Consider the following 16,896-nt stretch of genomic DNA (forward strand, 5'->3'; position numbering starts at 1 on the left):
CAGTCGGTCGAGCCGACCGGCGGGGAGGATGCCCGCCGTTGCCGAGGAGACCGTCGCGCGGCGAACGGAGCCCGAACCCACGCGAACCCGTCAGGATGGGGGATCGCCGATGAAATCGGTCCTGTACTCGACCAGCATGGCCCTGGCCCTCGCCGCGACGGCCCCGGGGCTGGCCCCGGCCCAGGTGCCGGGGGGGACGGCCCGCGGTCCCGCCCCGACGCCGGTGAGCAACCCGCTGGGCCGGCCGTTCCTCCAGGTGCCCCAGGCCCAGCCCCCGGCATCGGCCCCGGCCTCGCCGACCTCCCCGGCGGACGGCGAGGTCTTCCAGAACGGCGCGGTCCTGCCGGCTCCGGTCGACCCGGGCCAGGTGGCGGCGCCGTCCCACCTGCCGAGCGAACCGGTCGGGCCGTACCTGCTGACCACCGACGCCGGCCCGTTCATGGTGGCCGTGCACATCTTCCGGGGCGACTACGCGGTGAAGAAGGCCCAGGCGCTGGCGATGGAACTGCGCGCCGAGCATCGCCTGCCGGCCTTCGTCTATTTCCTCAAGCTCAAGCCCGGCAACAGCAACATCCGGGACATCCCGCCGACCGCCGAGCGCGGGGTCGACCAGGGGTACATCGGCCCGCCGGAGTCGGAGCTGATCACCGACGAGGCGGTGGTGATGGTGGGCAACTGCCCCACGATCGACGACGCCGACGACCTGAGGAAGACGGTCAAGCGGCTCAAGCCGCGGGCGATCGCCGACCACAACTCGATCTTCCCCTGGCGCAACGGCAAGGGCCTGGAGCGGGCCTTCATCACCACCAACCCGCTGCTCCCCGCCCAGGACCTCTACCCCGGACGGGGAGGCCACACCGGGATGGCCCCGAAGCTGCCCCCGGGGGCGGTCGTCGACCCGGAAATCCTTCGGTCGACGTTCACCCCCAAGGCCGACCCGGAGGTGACCCGCTGGAACAAGGGGACGCCGCACAGCGTCTACTCGAACCCGGCGCCCTACTCGCTGGTCGTGGCGGAGTTCTCCGGCCGGTCCCAGCTCGCCGCCGAGGCCCCCCCGCAGAACATCCTCTCCAAGTTCCTCGACGACAGTCCGCTGAAGACGGCCCACGACGACGCCGAGAACCTCGCGGATCTGCTCTCCAAGCACGAGGTGATCCGGTCGCTCGGCGTGCAGCCGTACGTGTATCATGACCGGACGTCGAGCCGGGTCATGCTCGGCTCGTTCCAGTCGCCCGACGACCCGAGGATCGACCGGGTCCGCGAGGCGGCCATGACGATCGAGGTCGAGACCAAGCGCGAGGGGAACAAGATTTTCCGCCGGCACCTCGCCCCGTCCGGCGTGGCCTTCGAGGTCCCCCGGCCCGAGTGAGTCCGTGGCCCGACGACTCCCCCCGACGGCGGGGCCCGGATCCCCCGATCCGGCCCCGACCGGTCGCACCGAGACCCCGCACCGGCGACGAGCCCCCGACATGAGCGACGCCCCCGCCCCCGCCTTCACCGTCGTGATCGCCACCCGGAACGCCAAGAAGGGCCGCGAGATGCTCGGCCTGATCGCCCCCCCCTGGGAGCCGAACCCGAGGCTCGGCCGGCTGGAGGTCCTCACCCTCGACGGCTTCCCCGAGGCCCCCGAGGTGGTCGAGGACGCCGACACCTTCGGCGGCAACGCCCGCAAGAAGGCGTCGGAGACGGCCGTCGCGCTGAACCTCTGGGTATTGGCCGACGATTCCGGCCTGGCCGTCGACGCCCTCGACGGCGCCCCCGGCGTCTATTCCGCCCGGTACGCCGGGGAGCACGGGGACGACGACGCCAACAACCGGAAACTGCTCGACGCGATGGACGAGGTCCCGGACGACCGCCGGGGCGCCGCCTTCGTCTGCCACCTCGCCCTGGCCGACCCCTCCGGCGCCATCCGGCTGGAGGCCGAGGGGGCCTGCCGGGGCCGGATCGCCCGGGAGGTCCGCGGCGCGGGGGGTTTCGGCTACGACCCCCTGTTCCTCATCCCGGAATATCACCGCACCTTCGGCGAGCTGAGCACGCTGGTCAAGCACCAGCTCAGCCACCGGGCCCGCGCCTTCGGGCGGCTCCGCCCGGGGCTGGAACGGCTCATCGCCGGGGCATGAAACGACGAGAGGCCGCCCCCCGAAGATTGGGGGGCGGCCTCTCGGTCGTTCGTCGGATGCCGGGAGGCGATCTCCCGATGGCCGGGGGCAGGGGGTGTTGAGATCGACCCCGTCGCGGCGGCCTGGTGTCGGCCATCCGTCATCCGTGGTTCTGGCCCCTGCCTCCCGAAGGGCACCGACATCCCCGGGGAGGCTCCCCCGGGGCATCGGGCCCGGCTCATCAGAGCCGCTTGCAGCCGAACACCTTGCTGAGCAGCTCGCACTTCGGCCGGCAGACGTCGGCCGTCGGGAGCAGCTCACAGGGCGAGGCGGGGACGGCCACGGCGCACTCGGCCGGGACCTGGGGGCTGGCCATCACGGGCTCGCAGGGCACGGGCACGTACTCGCAGACCTCGACCGGGACCTGCTTGCAGACGGTGCGGGGGACGCAGACCGTCTGCACGTCGGTCACCTGCCGGACGACCGTCTCGGGCACGCAGATCGTCCTGGAGACGGGCACCTGCTTGCAGACGGTGACGGGCACCTTCTTCACGCAGGGGATCGTCTGGACGTCGCAGACGGTGTACGGCACGCAACGCGTCCGGACCTCGGAGACCGTCTCGCAGATGGTCCGGGGGACCTGCTTGTAGGCCGTCTCGCGGACCAGCCGGCAGGTGGTCACCGGGACCTGCTTGTAGGCCGTCTCGCAGACCGTCCGGCAGACGGTGTACGGGACCTGCTTGGTGTGCGTCTCCCGGACCATCCGGACGTGGGTGACGGGGACGGTGCGGAACCGGGTCTCCTTGACCGTCCGGGTGACGGTGTAGGGGACCTGGCGGCAGGCCGTCTGGCTGACCATCTTGGTGACGGTCGTCGGCACCGTCTGGACGACCTTCTGGGGGACCATGACGGTGGTGGTCACCGGCACCTGCTTGCAGATGGTCCGGGGCACCATCGTCGTGACCGGCACCGGGACCTGCTTGACGCAGGTCCGGGGGACCGACTGGCAGACGGTGTAGGGGACCGCCTTCGTCCGCGTCTCGGAGACCATCCGGCAGACCGTCACCGGCACCTGCCGGACGCGTTCCTGGGGGATCATCTCGCAGTAGGTCTGCGGGATCTGCTTGACGTGCGTCTCCCGGACCATCCGGCAGTGGGTGACGGGGACCTGGTCGATCACCGTCTCCTTCACCAGTCGGCAGTGGGTGACGGGGACCTGCTTGCAGACCGTCACCGGCACCTTGCGGCAGACCGTGTACGGCACCTGCTTGCGGACGACCTGGGGCTCGAAGACGGTCCGGGTGACCGCCTGCATGACCGTCTTCGGGCAGAAGACGCGCTCGGTCACCACCGAGCCGGGGCACTGCGGGGAGGCGGTCACCACGCCGACGCCCTTGGTCGGCACCGGGATGCCGGGCACGTATCGGGTGCGGGTGACCCACTCGCCGCACTCGACCGGGACCTGCTCGGTGATCGTCCGGGGGACGCAGACCGTCTCGCAGACCTCACGGAAGGCCGTCTCGGTGACGGTCTCGTAGGTCGTCTCCGAGACGGTGCGGAATGTCGTCTCCTGCACCGGCCGGCAGACGGTCCGGGGCCGGGCCTGCAGCACCGTCTCGGTGACCGGCCGGCAGACCGTGTAGGGGACTTCCTTCATCACCGTCCGCTTGACCGGCACGGTGTACACGTCCCGGACCGTCCGGTAGGTCGTCTCCCGGACCGGCCGGGTGACGGTATAGGGGACCGTCTTGTAGGCGGTCTGGCGGACCGTCTGCATCACCGTGTAGGTCCGGGGCTGCAGGACGGTCCGGGTCTGGGGGACCGAGATCGTCTCGTTGACGGTCTGGTAGGTCGTCCGGGGGACCGGCCTCATCACGGTCGAGCAGACGGTGCGCGGCACCACCTGCGTGACCGGGCGCTGCACGCAGTAGGTCTCGGTCCGGTACCGGGTCTCGGAGACGGGCCGGCAGACGGTGATCGGCACCGACTTGTAGCTCGTCTCCCGGACCGGGCGGCAGACGGTGTAGGGGACCGTCTTGTAGTGCGTCTCGGTGACCGGCCGCTTCACGGTGTAGGGCACGGTCTTCAGGTGCGTCTCGGTGACCGGCCGGCTCACGGTGTAGGGCACGGTCGTCATGACCGTCCGCGTCACCGGCCGCTGCACCGTGTAGTGCTCCTGGCGGAACTCGGTCCGCTGGATCGGCTTCTGGATGGTGTAGGGCACCTCCCGGAGGTGCGTCTCGGTGACGTTGCGGACGGTGGTGACCGTCTGGGGCCGCATCACCGTCTCGTAGACGTCCCGGGTCGTGGCCACCTGTCGGCGCTCGACGACCGTCTCGGTGACCGGTTGCAGGACCGTCCGGCGCTGGAGTTGATAGGACACCGGGCCGGGCAGCATCTCGCCGCCCATCGGCCCCGCCGCCGGCAGCATCTTGCCGGCATGCCCGACGAACGCCCGGGCCGGCGCGGGCGCCAACCACGCGCCCAGCGGCAGCGCGATGAGCGGGAACAGCAGGAGGTATCGCTTCGTCGTCATGGTCGCTCCGTCAGTCTCTCCGACTCAACAGGTTGTCTCGGACCCCGTCCCTGTGTCGCCGCTCGGGCGAGCCCAGGGGGTCGATCTCAAGGCTCACCCCATGTTTCGGAGCGCCCAGGGCCCCCCCTTGAACTGAACGGCCCATTTTCGCCAAACCCCTAAATCGAACGAACCGAACAACTTGCTCAGCCGCCACAACCTCCTCCCAGCCCCCCCGGATTGCCGATCGATCAGGGGGGATCGTCGGGATCGTCGCGCCCGTCGCGATCCCCCCGGGCCGCAATCGTGTCAGCCCCGGGCGGGGCGGGGGATGGCCCGGGTCGGGCCCCGGGATTAGGCTGGGGGCCTTCCCTCCCGGCGGCTCGGGGCCTCGCGGCACGCCCCGGCCGCGGAGACCCGGCGAGTCCCACGGGGTGAGCGCGATGGCGGCGATCGATCGATTCCGGCTGGATGGTCGCGTGGCGTTGGTCAGCGGCGGATCGCGCGGGCTCGGCCGGGTGATGGCCGGGGCACTGGCCTCGGCCGGCGCCTTGGTGGCCCTGACGGCCCGGGACCGGCACCGGGCCGAGGAGGCCGCCGCCGAGGTCGCCCGGGACACCGGGGCGGAGGTCATCGGCCTGGGGGTCGACGTGACGAAGGCCGCCGAGGTGGAGGCCGCCGTGGGGGAGGCGATCTCGACCCTGGGCAAGCTGGACATCCTGATCAACAACGCCGGGATCAACATCCGACGCCCCATCGAGCAGCTCGAGGAGGCCGAGTGGGACCTCGTGCTCGACACGAACCTCAAGGGCTCCTGGCTCTTCTGCCGGGCCGCCGTGCCGGCGATGAAGCGCAACGGCTGGGGGCGGATCCTCAACGTCTCCAGCATGCTCGGCGAGGTCGGCCTCGCCGAGCGGACCCCGTACTGTTCCAGCAAGGGGGGGATGACGCTGCTCACCCGGACGCTCGCCCTGGAGTTGGCCCCCTTCAAGATCAACGTCAACGCCCTCTGCCCCGGCCCGTTCGCCACCGAGATCAACCTGCCGCTCCTGAACGACCCCGAGAAGAAGGCGGCCATGGAGTCCAGGCTCCCGATCGGCCGCTGGGGCGACCCCGAGGAGCTGGGGCCGGCGGCCCTGTTCCTCTGCTCCGAGGCGTCGAGCTACATGACCGGGGCCACGCTGTTCATCGACGGCGGCTTCACGGCCCAGTGACCCCCAGGACGGAGACCGATTCGTGAGCGACGCAGCACCGCTGGAGATTCCCTCCGGCTTCCGGGCGAGCGGGGTGAAGGCGGGGATCAAGCCGAGCGGGTCGCCGGATCTGGCGGTGATCGTGGCCGACTCGACGTGTTCGGCCGCCGGCGCTTTCACCACCAACCGGGTGGCCGCGGCCCCGGTGCGGTGGGACCGGGCGATCGTCCCCTCGGAGGCGATCCGGGCCATCGTCATCAACGCCGGCAACGCCAACGCGGCCACCGGCGCAGAGGGCTTCGAGAACGCCCGGAGGACGGCCGAGGTGGCGGCCGAGCGGCTTGGCTGCCAGGCCGAGCACGTCCTGGTCGCATCGACGGGCGTGATCGGCCACCAACTGCCGATGGACCGGGTCGAGGCCGGCGTGATCGCCGCGATCGACGCCGCCACGGATGACCCGTCGGGGTTCCACGCCGCCTCGGCCGCGATCCTGACGACGGACAGCCGCCCGAAGGTCGTCTCCCTTCGGCGGAAGACCGAGACGGGCAAGACGATCCGGCTGCTCGGCCTGGCCAAGGGGGCGGCGATGATCGGCCCGAGGATGGCGACGATGCTCGGGTTCCTCGTCACCGACGCCCGGGTGCAGATGGGGACGCTCCAGGGCATCCTCTCCGAGGCCGTCGAGGAGACGTTCAACTGCATCTCCGTCGAAGGGCACACGAGCACGAATGACTCGGTCCTGATGCTTTCCGGCGCCCGGGGCGAGCTCCCCCTCAGGGGCGCGGACCTGACCCTGTTCGCCGGGATGGTCCGGGAGGCCTGCGAGTCGCTCTCCCGGATGATCCCCGACGACGGCGAGGGGGCCACCCACCTGATCACGGTCGAGGTCCGGGGCTGCCGAGACCGCGACCAGGCCCGGCAGGTCGCCCGGGCCGTGGCCGACAGCCCGCTGGTCAAGACCGCCATCCACGGCGCCGACCCGAACTGGGGCCGCATCGTCTCCGCCGCCGGCTACTCGGGCGTCATGTTCGACGAGTCGGAGCTTTCGCTCGACCTCGACGGCGTCCCCCTCTACCGGGACGGCGCCCCGGTCGCCTTCGACGCGGCGGCCGTCTCCGATCGCATCAAGAACAACCGGGAGGTGACGATCACCCTGACCCTGAAGCAGGGGGACGCCTCGATCCGCTTCTGGACCTGCGACCTGACGGCCGAGTACGTCCGCCTGAACGCCGACTACACCACCTGACCGCGATCGGCCAGGACGCACGTCGCCGCGTTCCGGCCGTTCACGGCGATCACGCTGCCGCCGGGATGCGTGCCGGCGCCGCAGAGGTAGACTCCGGGCATGGGGGTCCGGCTCGGCAGGCGCCGGTCCCACATGAACGGCGGCAGGCATTCGCCCTGGAAGATGTGGCCGCCCGAGAGCCCGACCCGGCGCTCGATGTCGGGCGGGCCGAGGACCTCGATCGCGATCACGGCCTCGGGGATGTTCGAGCAGAACCGGCCCAGGGTGCCCAGGATCAGGTCGGCGACCTCGCCCCGTCGAGTCTCCCAGTCGCCCTCGGCGAAGGCGTGCGGCACGTACTGGGCGAAGACGCTCATCGTCTGCACCCCGGTGGGGGCGACGCTCGGGTCGGCGGTCGTCTGGAAGTAGAGTTCGGCCCAGAGCCGATCGGGTAAGAGGCCGTCCCTCGTCGAGGCGAACGATCCGGCCCATTGCGCTTTGGTCAGCGGCAGGTTGACCTGACCCCGGTGCTGGGGCCCGTCGGTGCCGGGCCTGGCCAGGAAGTCGGGCAATTCCCGGAGGGCGACGTTCGCCTTCACGGTGCAGCCGGTCATCGGGATCGAGCCGACCCGGTCGCGCCAGGACGACTCGGCGGCGTTCCCGATCAATCGGAGGGTGGTCTTCGGATCAGCGTTCGAGACGACCACCGACGCGTGAATGCGATCCCCGCCCGCCAGTTCCACCCCCTCTCCCGGGAGGATCCGGGCCACGGGGAGGCCGCTCGCGACGACGGCACCCGCCTCCCTCGCGGCGTCGCAGAGTAGGAACGAGACCATGCCCATCCCCCCCTCGACGTACCCCCAGGCGCCGGGCAGCCCGCCGAGACGGCCGGACTGGTGGTGGAAGTGGATCGACGCCGTGCCCGGGTCGTGGGGGCTGGCGTTCGTGCCGATCACTCCCTGGCCGAGGTAGGCCATCTGGAGGTATTCCGAACGGAAGAACCGCTCGACGTACTCGACCATCGACCAGTCGAACAGCAAGGCCCGGGCCTCGTCGTCATCCCCCAGGCGGTCCTCGATTCGATCCCGGGAAGGCGACGGGTCGAGCCAGAGGTCGTCGTCGCCGTCGGGCCGGAGGGCGTCCCGGAGGCGCCGCTTCACGTCGGAGAAGGCGAGGAAGCCGTCGAGGTCCCCGGGGGCGAGGCGGCGGATCTCGGCCCGGCAACGCTCGTCGTCGTCCCAGAGCTGGAGGCTGGCGCCGTCCTTGAACGGGACGAACAGCCCGGCGGTCGCGGGGGTCCACCGGAGGCCTCGGGCGATCAGCCCCAGCTCATCGATGACCCTCGGGTGCAGCAGGCCGAGCAGGTAGGCGCAGGGAGAGACCCGGTACCCGGGCCAGGGCTCGTCGATCGTGCAGGCGCCGCCGACCCGGTCCCGGGCCTCGGCCACCAGCACCTTCAGGCCCGCCCCCGCCAGGTAGGCGGCGCAGGCCAGGCCGTTGTGGCCGGCGCCGACGACGACGGCGTCCCATCGGGTCGCGGCCAGTTCGGCGATCGGGGCCGGGAGTCCGAGACGGCCCAGGGAGACTGCGGTGAGGGGCATGGGGGATGATCGCTGGGGGAGGGCGGGGGGGATCAGCCGGCCGCCTCGACGAGCCGGGCCTTCAAGGCCGAGGCGGCGGCCCGGGGGCGCTCGGCCCGGACGACGGCCGAGGAGACGGCGACCCGGGAGGCGCCGGCGTCGAGCAGCTGATCGAGGTTCGATTCGTCGACGCCGCCGATCGCGAACCAGGGCAGGTTCGTCGCCTCGGCGGCGTGCCGGACGTAGGCCAGCCCGGCGAGGGCGTCGAACGCCTTCGTCTCGCTGGGGAAGACGGGGCCGACGCCGAGGTAGTTCGCCCCGTCCCGGATGGCGGCCTCCAGCTGGGCGGGCTCGTGGGTCGAGACGCCGATCAGGGCGTTCGGGCCGACGACCCGGCGGGCGTCCCGGACGCTCACGTCCTCCTGGCCGAGGTGGACGCCGTCGGCCGAGGCGAGGCGGGCGAGATCCGGCCGGTCGTTCATGATGAACCGGACGCCGGCCTGCGCGGTGAGGATGCGGACCTCGCGCGCCCGATGGAGGATGACCCGGTCGGGGAGCCCCTTCTCGCGGTACTGGATCACGTCGGCGCCGCCGGCGATGGCCTCCTCGACGACCCAGGTGAGGTCCCCGAGCGTGGGGAGGCCGCCCACGAGGACGTAGAGCCGGGCCCCGCCGAGCCCCTGGCGGGCGACGACGGCGGCCATCATCCGCTTCTCGATCGTGTACACGTCGTATCGGAGCACCTCGAAGCGGCCGGAGAGCCACTGGTCGGTGATCTTGGTGTACTCCTCCAGCGACCGGAGAGCCTCGGCGGTGCGCTTGAAGTTGGCGACGAGGACGGCCCGGGCGTTGCTGCGGGCCCCCTCGTCGGCGGCCATGATGTGGGTGCCGACGTCGCCGGGGGTGTCCCGGGAGGTGAGCAGCCGGTCGACGTCGAGGCCCCGGATCCCCTCGCCGAGGCGGTGCCGGACGTCCTTCAGGCGTCTCGTCAACCCGGGGTCGTCCAGCACGAACCGGGCGTAGTCCTCCACGACCCGGAGCCCCTCCCGGGCGCGGTTGGCCGAGGCGTCGAGGATGCGGGCCAGGTCGTCGGCCTCGCCGGGGTCGGCCAGCTCGGGGGCGGGGATGTCTTCCGACATCGGGATCGGGCCGGGGTCGACGGCGATCGACCGGGCGATCCGTTCCATCAACGCCTCGGCGCGCAATCCGGCCCGGGAGAGCCGGTCGGCCACGGGCCCCCCCGCGGCGAGCAGGCCGACGAGCAGGTGCTCCGTGCCGACCCCCTGCGAGCGGTCCAGCTCCCGGGCCTTCGACGCCGCATCGCTCAGGGCGAGGCGCAGCTCGTGAGAGTGGGGAGGGAAGTCCCTCTCGTCCTCGTCCTCGCCCGGGATCTCGGCCTCCTCGACCGCCCCCGGGAGCAGCCCTTCGACCCGCACGCCCAGCTCGGCCAGCAGGGCCGAAGCCCGGCTCTCGCCCTCCTCGACCAGGGCCGAGAGCAGGTCGATCGGCTCGACGGCCCCGCCACCCCTGGAACGGGCGAGCTGGCCGGCGCGCCGGATCGCCCGCTGGGCGCCGGCCGTGAATGATTCCCGCATACGTCCCCCCCCAAGACGGCCGGGGCCCCGGCCCGGCCTCCCCACCACTCTACGAGAACGGGGGACGGGTGGGAATCCGGGCGGGCGCGCCCCGGGCCCGCTCGTGGCGTCGACCCGCCTCGGTTCAGCGGTGATGCCCCAGCCAGGCCTCGTACGAGTGGTTGCGGGGGCCGGTGTACTCGTACGTGTCGAAGATCCACCCCATCCCGAGCATGCGGGGGTCCCCCTCGGCCCGGAGGGCGGTCTCCATCTCGTCCCGCAATCGCTCCTTGATCGCCCGGTGTTCCGGATCCCGGGCGAGGTTGCGGACGCAGTCGGGATCCTCGGAGACGACGTAGAGTTCCTCCCTCGGCCGCTTGCCGAAGCTGAGCCGGTAAAAGTCGTCGAACCGGGAGGCGAGCAGGGTCTTGGTCGGGCCGTTGTCGACGTTCGGGTAGCTCGTCTCGGGGTTGCCGGCGGGCCAGCGGTCGGGCTCGAAGTTGTGGACGTAGAGATATTCCGGCGTCCGGATCGCCCGGACGGGATACCCGGCGTCGAGGGGCCGGCCGAGGTCGTGCCGCTCCTTGCCGACGAGCATCCGGTTGCGCGACTCGTCGACCCAGCCGGAGCCGTCCGAGGAGAGGAGTGCCAGGAAGCTCCTCCCGGTGATCGACCCGGGGATCTCGACCCCAGCGGCCTCCAGGAACGTCGGCGCGAAATCCCGGACGTTGATGAAGTCCTCCACGACCCGGCCGGGAGAGGCCTCCGCCCCCCACCGCACCGCCAGCGGCAGGTGGAACCCGTCGTCGTAGATCTGCCCCTTCACGCGGGGGAAGGGCATGCCGTGGTCCGAGGTGACGACGATGATCGTGTCCTCAAGCTCGCCGATCGATTCGAGGTGGTCGATCATCCTCCCGAGGTGCGCGTCGAACCACTCGACCTCCAGGGCGTAGTCGAGCAGGTCGCTCCGGACGGTGCCGTTGTCGGGGTAGTAGGAGGGGACGGTGACGGACTCCGGGTCCCGCCCGGCCCGGAGCCCGGCCCCCTCCTCATAGGCACGGTGCGGCTCGGTGGCGCCGTACCAGAAGCAGAACGGCTCCCCCTCCCCGCGGTCCTGCAGGAATGCCTCGAAATTCCGGGCGTAGTCGACGTTCGACATCGAGGCGTGCGGCGGTCGGGCGAGGTGCTCGCTGTAGCCGGGCCCCGCGGGGTTGCGGTCGAAGCCCCCCGCCCGGAAGTCGCCGGGGCCCCAGCCCTTTCCGGTGTAGCCGACGTGGTAACCGGCCCGTTCGAGCAGGTCGGGGTAGACGGGCCACTTGTGCGGGAAGAGGCCGAAGTGATTGCAGGCCTCCTCGAGCTGCCAGGTGTTCCGCCCGGTCAGGATGCTGGCCCTGCAGGGGGAGCACTTCGGGTTCGAGGTGAAGCAGTTCGAGAACAGGACGCCCTCCCGGGCCACCCGGTCGAACGCCGGGGTCCCGACCCAGGTGCAGCCGTAGGCCCCGGCGTGGTCCCGCCCCCAGTCGTCGGCGATGGCGAATAGGATGTTCGGGCGGCCCTGCTGCCCGGCCCCGACCGTCGAGCCGGGGGCCGTCGCCGCCGCGAGGCAAACGAGGGCGGCGCCGAGGAGTCGTCGGGCCGCCTGGGTTCGATTCGTCATCTCGGTCCCCCAGGGTGCGGTTCGATCCGGCATCGGGCCTCGGCCGCCCTCCGGCGTAGCATGTCGGGTCGGGCGGGAGCCCGCAAGGATCCGCCCGCCCCTTGCGGGGATCATCGCCCGCCCTCCCCGGCCCTTCGCATCTCGAGGCGGGCGGCGGAGACGATCCGGCGGACGAGGTCCGGGTCGGTCCGGCCGCCCCGGCAGGCGGCGGAACCGACGTGGATCTCGGACAGGCCCGCGCCGATCAGGTCGGGGATCGCCTCGATCGTCACGCGGCCGCCCCCCAGGACGGCCAGCCGGCCGGCCGACCGGGAGACCAGCGCCCGGAGGGTCTTGACGCCCGAGCGGGCGGAGTCCGCCCGGCCGGAGGTCAACACTCGGTCGACGCCGAGGCCGATTAGGGTGTCGAGGGCCGCCATCGGGTCCGGCACCTCGTCGAAGGCCCGGTGGAAGGTGACGCTCATCGGCCTCGCCTCCCGGATCAGGGCGGCGTTGCGGGGCTCGTCGACCCGGCCATCGGGCCGGAGGACCCCGAGCACGACGCCCGAGGCGCCCCGATCCCGGGCGAGGGCGATATCCAGCCGCATGGCCTCGAACTCGGCCTCGGAGTAGTCGAAGTCGCCGCCCCGGGGGCGGATCAGCACCTGGACGGGGATCGCCAGCCGACGGCAGGCGACCTCGATCGCCCCGGCCGAGGGGGTGACCCCGCCGACGGCGAGGTCCTCGCACAGCTCGACGCGATCAGCCCCGCCTTCCCCGGCGGCCAGCGCGGAGCCGAGCCCCTCGACGCAGATCTCGACCGTGATCGATCGGGGCATGGGCGTCACTCGAATTTGAGGTGCATGACCGACTCCCCCGAGTCCCGCAGCTCGATCAGGGCGTCGATGCCGATCTCCAGGTGGGGCATCACGTATTTCTCCGACACGCTCCGGTCGCTCCGGGAGGACTTCACCCCCTCCGGGGTCATCGGGTTGTCGGAGACGAGCAGCAGGGCACCCTTGGGGATGTGGTTGACGAAGCCGACGATGAAGACCGTGGCCGTCTCCATGTCGATCCCCAGGGCCCGGGTCTTGCGCAGGTAGGCCTTGAACTGGGCGTCGTGCTCCCAGACCCGGCGGTTGGTGGTGTAGACCGTGCCCGTCCAGTAATCCCGGTTGTGCTTGACGATGGTGGAGGAGACGGCACGCTGGAGCCGGAACGAGGGCAGGGCGGGGATCTCGGGGGGCATGTAGTCGTTGCTCGTCCCCTCGCCCCGGATGGCGGCGATGGGCAGGACGAAGTCGCCGACCCGGGTCTTCTTCAGGCCCCCGCACTTGCCCAGGAAGAGGACCGCTTTGGGCCCGACGGCCGAGAGCAGGTCCATCACCGTAGCGGCCATCGCGCTGCCCATGCCGAAGTTGAGGATCGTCAGGTCCTCGGCCACCGCCGACTGCATCGGCCGGTCTCGGCCCGCCACCTCGACCCCGAAGCGGTCGGCGAACAGCTCGACGTACTGCAGGAAGTTCGTCAGCAGGACGTAGCGCCCGAAGCCGTCGATCGGCCGGCCGGTGTAGCGCGGCAGCCAGTCCCGGACGATCTCGGCCTTGCTCTTCACGGCGGTCCCCTCGATCACCTGGCCGCCCCGCCGATCTCCCGTCGGCCGGGGACGGGGCCAGGATACCAGGTCGACCCATCCGGCTGGAGCCCTCGCGGGCCGCCCGACCGGCACAAACCGCACGGCCGGCTCAAGCCGGACGGCTCGGACGACCGATGAAGGGGAGGCCCGTCGATCGACCTCGACGCAGGAGGGAGAGTCGACCCCGTCGAATCGAGGAGGTTGCGTGCGACTCGTGTCCCGGCCGACGCTCCGCTGGTTCGCCCTGACCCTACTCGCGATGGCGTCGGCGAGGGCGGCGTCCGCGCAGGGGGTCGGGCCTCCTCCCGCACCGACTCCCGGAGCATCGGGGGGGGCCGGGGCCGACCTCGCCGACCGGGTCCGTCGGCTGGAGGAGATGAACCTCCGGCTGCTGGAACAGTACGACGCGGTCCTCGACCGCGAGGCCGACCGGGAGCGGCGCTACGAGGAGTTGGAGACGAAGTACCGCTCGTTGCTCGATCGGGTCGACGAGTCGGTGACGCCCGCCGCGGCCTCCGTGATCCCCTCGGCCCGGAAGCCGATCCCCGAGTCGGAGTCGGATCCGGGGGAGGAGACCTTCGAGACGCCCGACGCCGGGCGATCCTACCCGGACTTCGCGCCGGGCTTCGAGCCGCCGCTGCTCGGCAGGGTCGGCGAGGGGTTCGAGCTGGCCACGCCGGACGAGGAGCTGAGCCTGGGCGTCCGGGTGCTCAATCAGGTCGACTTCAAGAATTTCATCCCGAATGACCTGGACCCGGCCATCAGCGGGCTCTACCTGCCCCGGACCCGGTTCTACTTCACGGGCAGGCTGACGCGGCCGATCGAGTACGAGGTGTCGGTGCAGCGGAGCGTCGAGGGGGTGATCGACCTGCTCGACGGCTTCGTGAACTTCAATTTCAACGAAGGGTTCCAGATCAAGTTCGGCCGGTCGATCGTGCCGTACAGCTTCGACTGGTACGACCACCTGGAGCCGTACTTCATCACCCCCGAGCGCTCGCTGTTCCCCCTGAACTTCGGCCTCTCCCGGCAGGCCGGGCTGATGGCCTGGGGATACCTGGGGGAGGGGAGGCTCGAATACGCCGTCGGCGGGTTCTCCGGCGGTTCGATCGGCATCGCGGACGACAACACGACGAGGGACGCCGTCGGCTACGTCAACTGGCGGCCCTTCCTGACCGACGAGCGGTTCCCCCGGCTCCGCTACCTGAACCTCGGCGGCTCGATCGCCGGAGGGCTCACCGTCAGGCCGGAGGCCGAGCGGCCGATCCCGCTGCGGACCTCGATCCAGTCGACCGAGAACAGCCGGGAGGCGGCGGCGGCGTCGATCACCTTCCTCGACTTCGAGGAGGACGTCCGGGCGCTCGGCGATCGCGTCCAGGGGACCCTGCACCTGGCCTACTACGGCGGCGGCTGGTCGATCGAGTCGGAGGTCCAGGCCGGCGGCTTCCAGTACAAGAAGATGGGATCGCCCTTCCAGCCCCGCGTGCCGGTGATCGGCTACCACGTCACCGCGGCCTACTTCCTGACCGGCGAGGAGCCCCCCGACCGCACCCTGATCGTCCCCCTCCGCCCCTTCGACCCGCTCCACGGCCAGTACGGGCCGGGGGCCTTCGAGGCGTTCGCCCGGATCAGCCAGATCCACCTCGGCGAGGAGGTCTTCGCCTTCGACCTGGCCGATGAGGACTTCTGGGCCCGGGACGCCTACCTCACCGACGTGGGCTTCAACTGGTACGTTAACCGCTTCGTGAAGTTCTACGTCGACTGGCAGCACGCCAACTTCGGCTCACCGGTGCTGGTGAACATCCGGGACGGCGACCGGAGCCGGCACAGCGACCTGTTCTGGATCCGCTGCCAGATCTGGTTCTGATCCCGGTCGGGTCCGGGGCGAGGATGGGTGGACGCCCGCCCCTCGGCGCCCGAGAATCGGGCGAGGCGATCGCGGCGTTGCGATCGAGACGCCTGGGCGGGACAGATGCGACATCGAGGGGGACGCCGTGAACAATCGTGCTGACCGGGCCGAGGGGCCCTCCCGGCGGACGTTCCTGGTCGCCTCGGGTCTGGGATTCGCCGGTCTCGGCTTCGGCCGGCCCGCCCCGGCCGGGGAAGTCGAGGTCGGCCCGGGGAGGCCACTCGCGTCGGGCGGGTCGGCGAAGTCGACGATCCTCTTCTTCCTCTGCGGCGGGGCCTCGCACCTCGACACCTGGGACCTGAAGCCCGACGCCCCGGCCGAGTTCCGGGGCCCGTTCCGGCCGATCGAGACGATCGCGCCCGGCGTCCGGCTCTCCGAGCACCTCCCCCTGCTGGCGGGGCAGGCCCGGCACCTCGCGGTGGTCAACTCGGTCGGCGCCTCGGTCTCCACCAATGACCACCACGCCGGTTACTACTACAACCTCACCGGCCACCAACCCGACCCCTCGTTCCTCACCCTGGGCAACGACCGCACCCCCCGGCCGGACGACTGGCCGTTCATGGGGACCGTCGTCGCCTCTCGACGACCGCCGCACCCGCAGCTCGTCAACGCGATCACCCTGCCCCACACGCCGAGCCGGGCCCCCTACACCCGCCCCGGCCAGTTCGCCGCGAAGCTCGGCGTGGAGCACGACCCCCTCTACCTGATGGGAGATCGCGCCGCGCCGCTCTCCTTCCAGGTCCCCGCGCTGACGCTCCAGGCCGAGGTCGGCCCCGATCGGCTCCTCGCCCGCCGGGACCTCCTCGGCGCGATCGACGGCGCCCGGCACGACCTCGACCGGGCCTCCGATGTGAGGACCTATTCCACGCTGGAGCAGAAGGCCCTCGCGCTGCTCTCGTCGAGTCGGACCACCCGGGCCTTCGACCTGGCCGACGAGCCCGAGACGGTCCGGGCCCGGTACGGGGACACGGTCAACGGCATGAGCCTGCTGATGGCCCGCCGCCTCGTCGAGGCCGGGGTGCCGTTCGTCACCGTCTTCTGGATGGAGGACCAGGAGATCGCCGGCAAGTGCAAGAGCGCCGGCGGCTGGGACACCCACGGCAACAATTTCAACTGCCTGAAGGAGAACCTGCTGCCCGAGTTCGACCGCGCCTTCTCCGGACTGATCGGCGACCTCGACGACCGGGGACTGCTCGACGAGACGCTACTGCTCGTCTCCAGCGAGATGGGCCGCGCGCCCCGGATCGGCGACCCCCGGTCCGGAGGCGAGTCCGGCGCCGGTCGGGACCACTGGACCCACTGCCAGAGCGTCCTCCTCGCCGGCGGCGGCATCCGGGGCGGCCAGACGTTCGGCAGCAGCGACCGGGTCGGCGCCTATCCCGCCGATCGCCCCCTCACCCCCGCCGACGTGACGCACACCGTCTACCACGCCATGGGGGTGGCCGACCTGGAGGCGACCGACCTCCAGGGACGCCCCTTCAACCTCCTCGCCGAAGGGGCGCCCATCCGGGACCTGTTCTGATCCCCGATCC

The 16,896-nt window shown here is 71.5% G+C and carries 12 protein-coding genes; 6 read left to right on the forward strand and 6 right to left on the reverse strand.

Going from position 1 to position 16,896, the window contains the following annotated elements; genetic code table 11:
• Window positions 1-109: 109 nt before the first annotated feature.
• Together ElP_RS08685 and rdgB are read left to right on the forward strand one after the other, a co-directional pair.
• Window positions 110-1,369 (forward strand): hypothetical protein, encoded by a 1,260-nt coding sequence (locus ElP_RS08685; RefSeq protein WP_145268397.1) that lies wholly within the window; start codon window positions 110-112, stop codon window positions 1,367-1,369.
• A gap of 100 nt (window positions 1,370-1,469) precedes the next feature.
• Window positions 1,470-2,120 carry an RdgB/HAM1 family non-canonical purine NTP pyrophosphatase gene (rdgB, locus tag ElP_RS08690; protein WP_145268399.1) on the forward strand — a complete coding sequence of 217 codons (651 nt, stop codon included), beginning with the start codon at window positions 1,470-1,472 and terminating at the stop codon, window positions 2,118-2,120.
• Between the two features lie 220 nt (window positions 2,121-2,340).
• On the opposite strand, the gene ElP_RS08695 is transcribed toward rdgB, so the two are convergent.
• The gene (locus ElP_RS08695; RefSeq protein ID WP_145268401.1) at window positions 2,341-4,635 is read right to left on the reverse strand and encodes a hypothetical protein; all 2,295 of its coding nucleotides are present in this window, start codon (window positions 4,633-4,635) and stop codon (window positions 2,341-2,343) included.
• A 422-nt stretch (window positions 4,636-5,057) separates the two neighbouring features.
• Between ElP_RS08695 and ElP_RS08700 the strand changes: the two genes are divergently transcribed.
• Both ElP_RS08700 and argJ read left to right on the forward strand, forming a co-directional pair.
• Window positions 5,058-5,828, forward strand: a complete 771-nt coding sequence (locus ElP_RS08700) for an SDR family NAD(P)-dependent oxidoreductase (protein WP_145278320.1) — start codon at window positions 5,058-5,060, stop codon at window positions 5,826-5,828.
• Window positions 5,829-5,850: 22 nt separating this feature from the next.
• Window positions 5,851-7,053 carry a bifunctional glutamate N-acetyltransferase/amino-acid acetyltransferase ArgJ gene (gene argJ, locus ElP_RS08705; protein WP_145268403.1) on the forward strand — a complete coding sequence of 401 codons (1,203 nt, stop codon included), beginning with the start codon at window positions 5,851-5,853 and terminating at the stop codon, window positions 7,051-7,053.
• Here the strand turns inward: argJ and ElP_RS08710 are convergent.
• The 5 genes from ElP_RS08710 to ElP_RS08730 all read right to left on the reverse strand — a co-directional run bounded on the left by ElP_RS08710 (window position 7,041) and on the right by ElP_RS08730 (window position 13,437).
• On the reverse strand, window positions 7,041-8,633 hold the full coding sequence (locus ElP_RS08710) for a phytoene desaturase family protein (protein WP_145268405.1): 1,593 nt from the start codon (window positions 8,631-8,633) through the stop codon (window positions 7,041-7,043). The genes argJ and ElP_RS08710 overlap by 13 nt on opposite strands.
• A gap of 32 nt (window positions 8,634-8,665) precedes the next feature.
• Window positions 8,666-10,207, reverse strand: coding sequence for a thiamine phosphate synthase (locus ElP_RS08715; RefSeq protein ID WP_145268407.1), 1,542 nt, complete (start codon window positions 10,205-10,207; stop codon window positions 8,666-8,668).
• Between the two features lie 124 nt (window positions 10,208-10,331).
• Window positions 10,332-11,843 carry a sulfatase family protein gene (locus ElP_RS08720; RefSeq protein WP_145268409.1) on the reverse strand — a complete coding sequence of 504 codons (1,512 nt, stop codon included), beginning with the start codon at window positions 11,841-11,843 and terminating at the stop codon, window positions 10,332-10,334.
• A gap of 110 nt (window positions 11,844-11,953) precedes the next feature.
• Window positions 11,954-12,661, reverse strand: a complete 708-nt coding sequence (locus tag ElP_RS08725; protein WP_145268411.1) for a copper homeostasis protein CutC — start codon at window positions 12,659-12,661, stop codon at window positions 11,954-11,956.
• Window positions 12,662-12,666: 5 nt separating this feature from the next.
• Window positions 12,667-13,437, reverse strand: coding sequence for an AMP nucleosidase (locus ElP_RS08730; protein WP_145268413.1), 771 nt, complete (start codon window positions 13,435-13,437; stop codon window positions 12,667-12,669).
• Window positions 13,438-13,663: 226 nt separating this feature from the next.
• Between ElP_RS08730 and ElP_RS08735 the strand changes: the two genes are divergently transcribed.
• Both ElP_RS08735 and ElP_RS08740 read left to right on the forward strand, forming a co-directional pair.
• Window positions 13,664-15,322, forward strand: a complete 1,659-nt coding sequence (locus ElP_RS08735; RefSeq protein WP_145268415.1) for an OprO/OprP family phosphate-selective porin — start codon at window positions 13,664-13,666, stop codon at window positions 15,320-15,322.
• Window positions 15,323-15,449: 127 nt separating this feature from the next.
• Window positions 15,450-16,886, forward strand: coding sequence for a DUF1501 domain-containing protein (locus ElP_RS08740; RefSeq protein WP_145268417.1), 1,437 nt, complete (start codon window positions 15,450-15,452; stop codon window positions 16,884-16,886).
• The last annotated feature ends 10 nt before the right edge of the window (window positions 16,887-16,896 follow it).

The sequence above is a fragment of the Tautonia plasticadhaerens genome, assembly GCF_007752535.1.
Classification (GTDB): domain Bacteria; phylum Planctomycetota; class Planctomycetia; order Isosphaerales; family Isosphaeraceae; genus Tautonia; species Tautonia plasticadhaerens.

Coding starts and splice junctions, on each gene's coding strand:
- ElP_RS08685 (WP_145268397.1), top strand. CDS start 110: ATGAAATCGGTCCTGTACTCGACCAGCATGGCCCTGGCCCTCGCCGCG.
- rdgB (WP_145268399.1), top strand. CDS start 1,470: ATGAGCGACGCCCCCGCCCCCGCCTTCACCGTCGTGATCGCCACCCGG.
- ElP_RS08695 (WP_145268401.1), bottom strand. CDS start 4,635: ATGACGACGAAGCGATACCTCCTGCTGTTCCCGCTCATCGCGCTGCCG.
- ElP_RS08700 (WP_145278320.1), top strand. CDS start 5,058: ATGGCGGCGATCGATCGATTCCGGCTGGATGGTCGCGTGGCGTTGGTC.
- ElP_RS08710 (WP_145268405.1), bottom strand. CDS start 8,633: ATGCCCCTCACCGCAGTCTCCCTGGGCCGTCTCGGACTCCCGGCCCCG.
- ElP_RS08715 (WP_145268407.1), bottom strand. CDS start 10,207: ATGCGGGAATCATTCACGGCCGGCGCCCAGCGGGCGATCCGGCGCGCC.
- ElP_RS08720 (WP_145268409.1), bottom strand. CDS start 11,843: ATGACGAATCGAACCCAGGCGGCCCGACGACTCCTCGGCGCCGCCCTC.
- ElP_RS08725 (WP_145268411.1), bottom strand. CDS start 12,661: ATGCCCCGATCGATCACGGTCGAGATCTGCGTCGAGGGGCTCGGCTCC.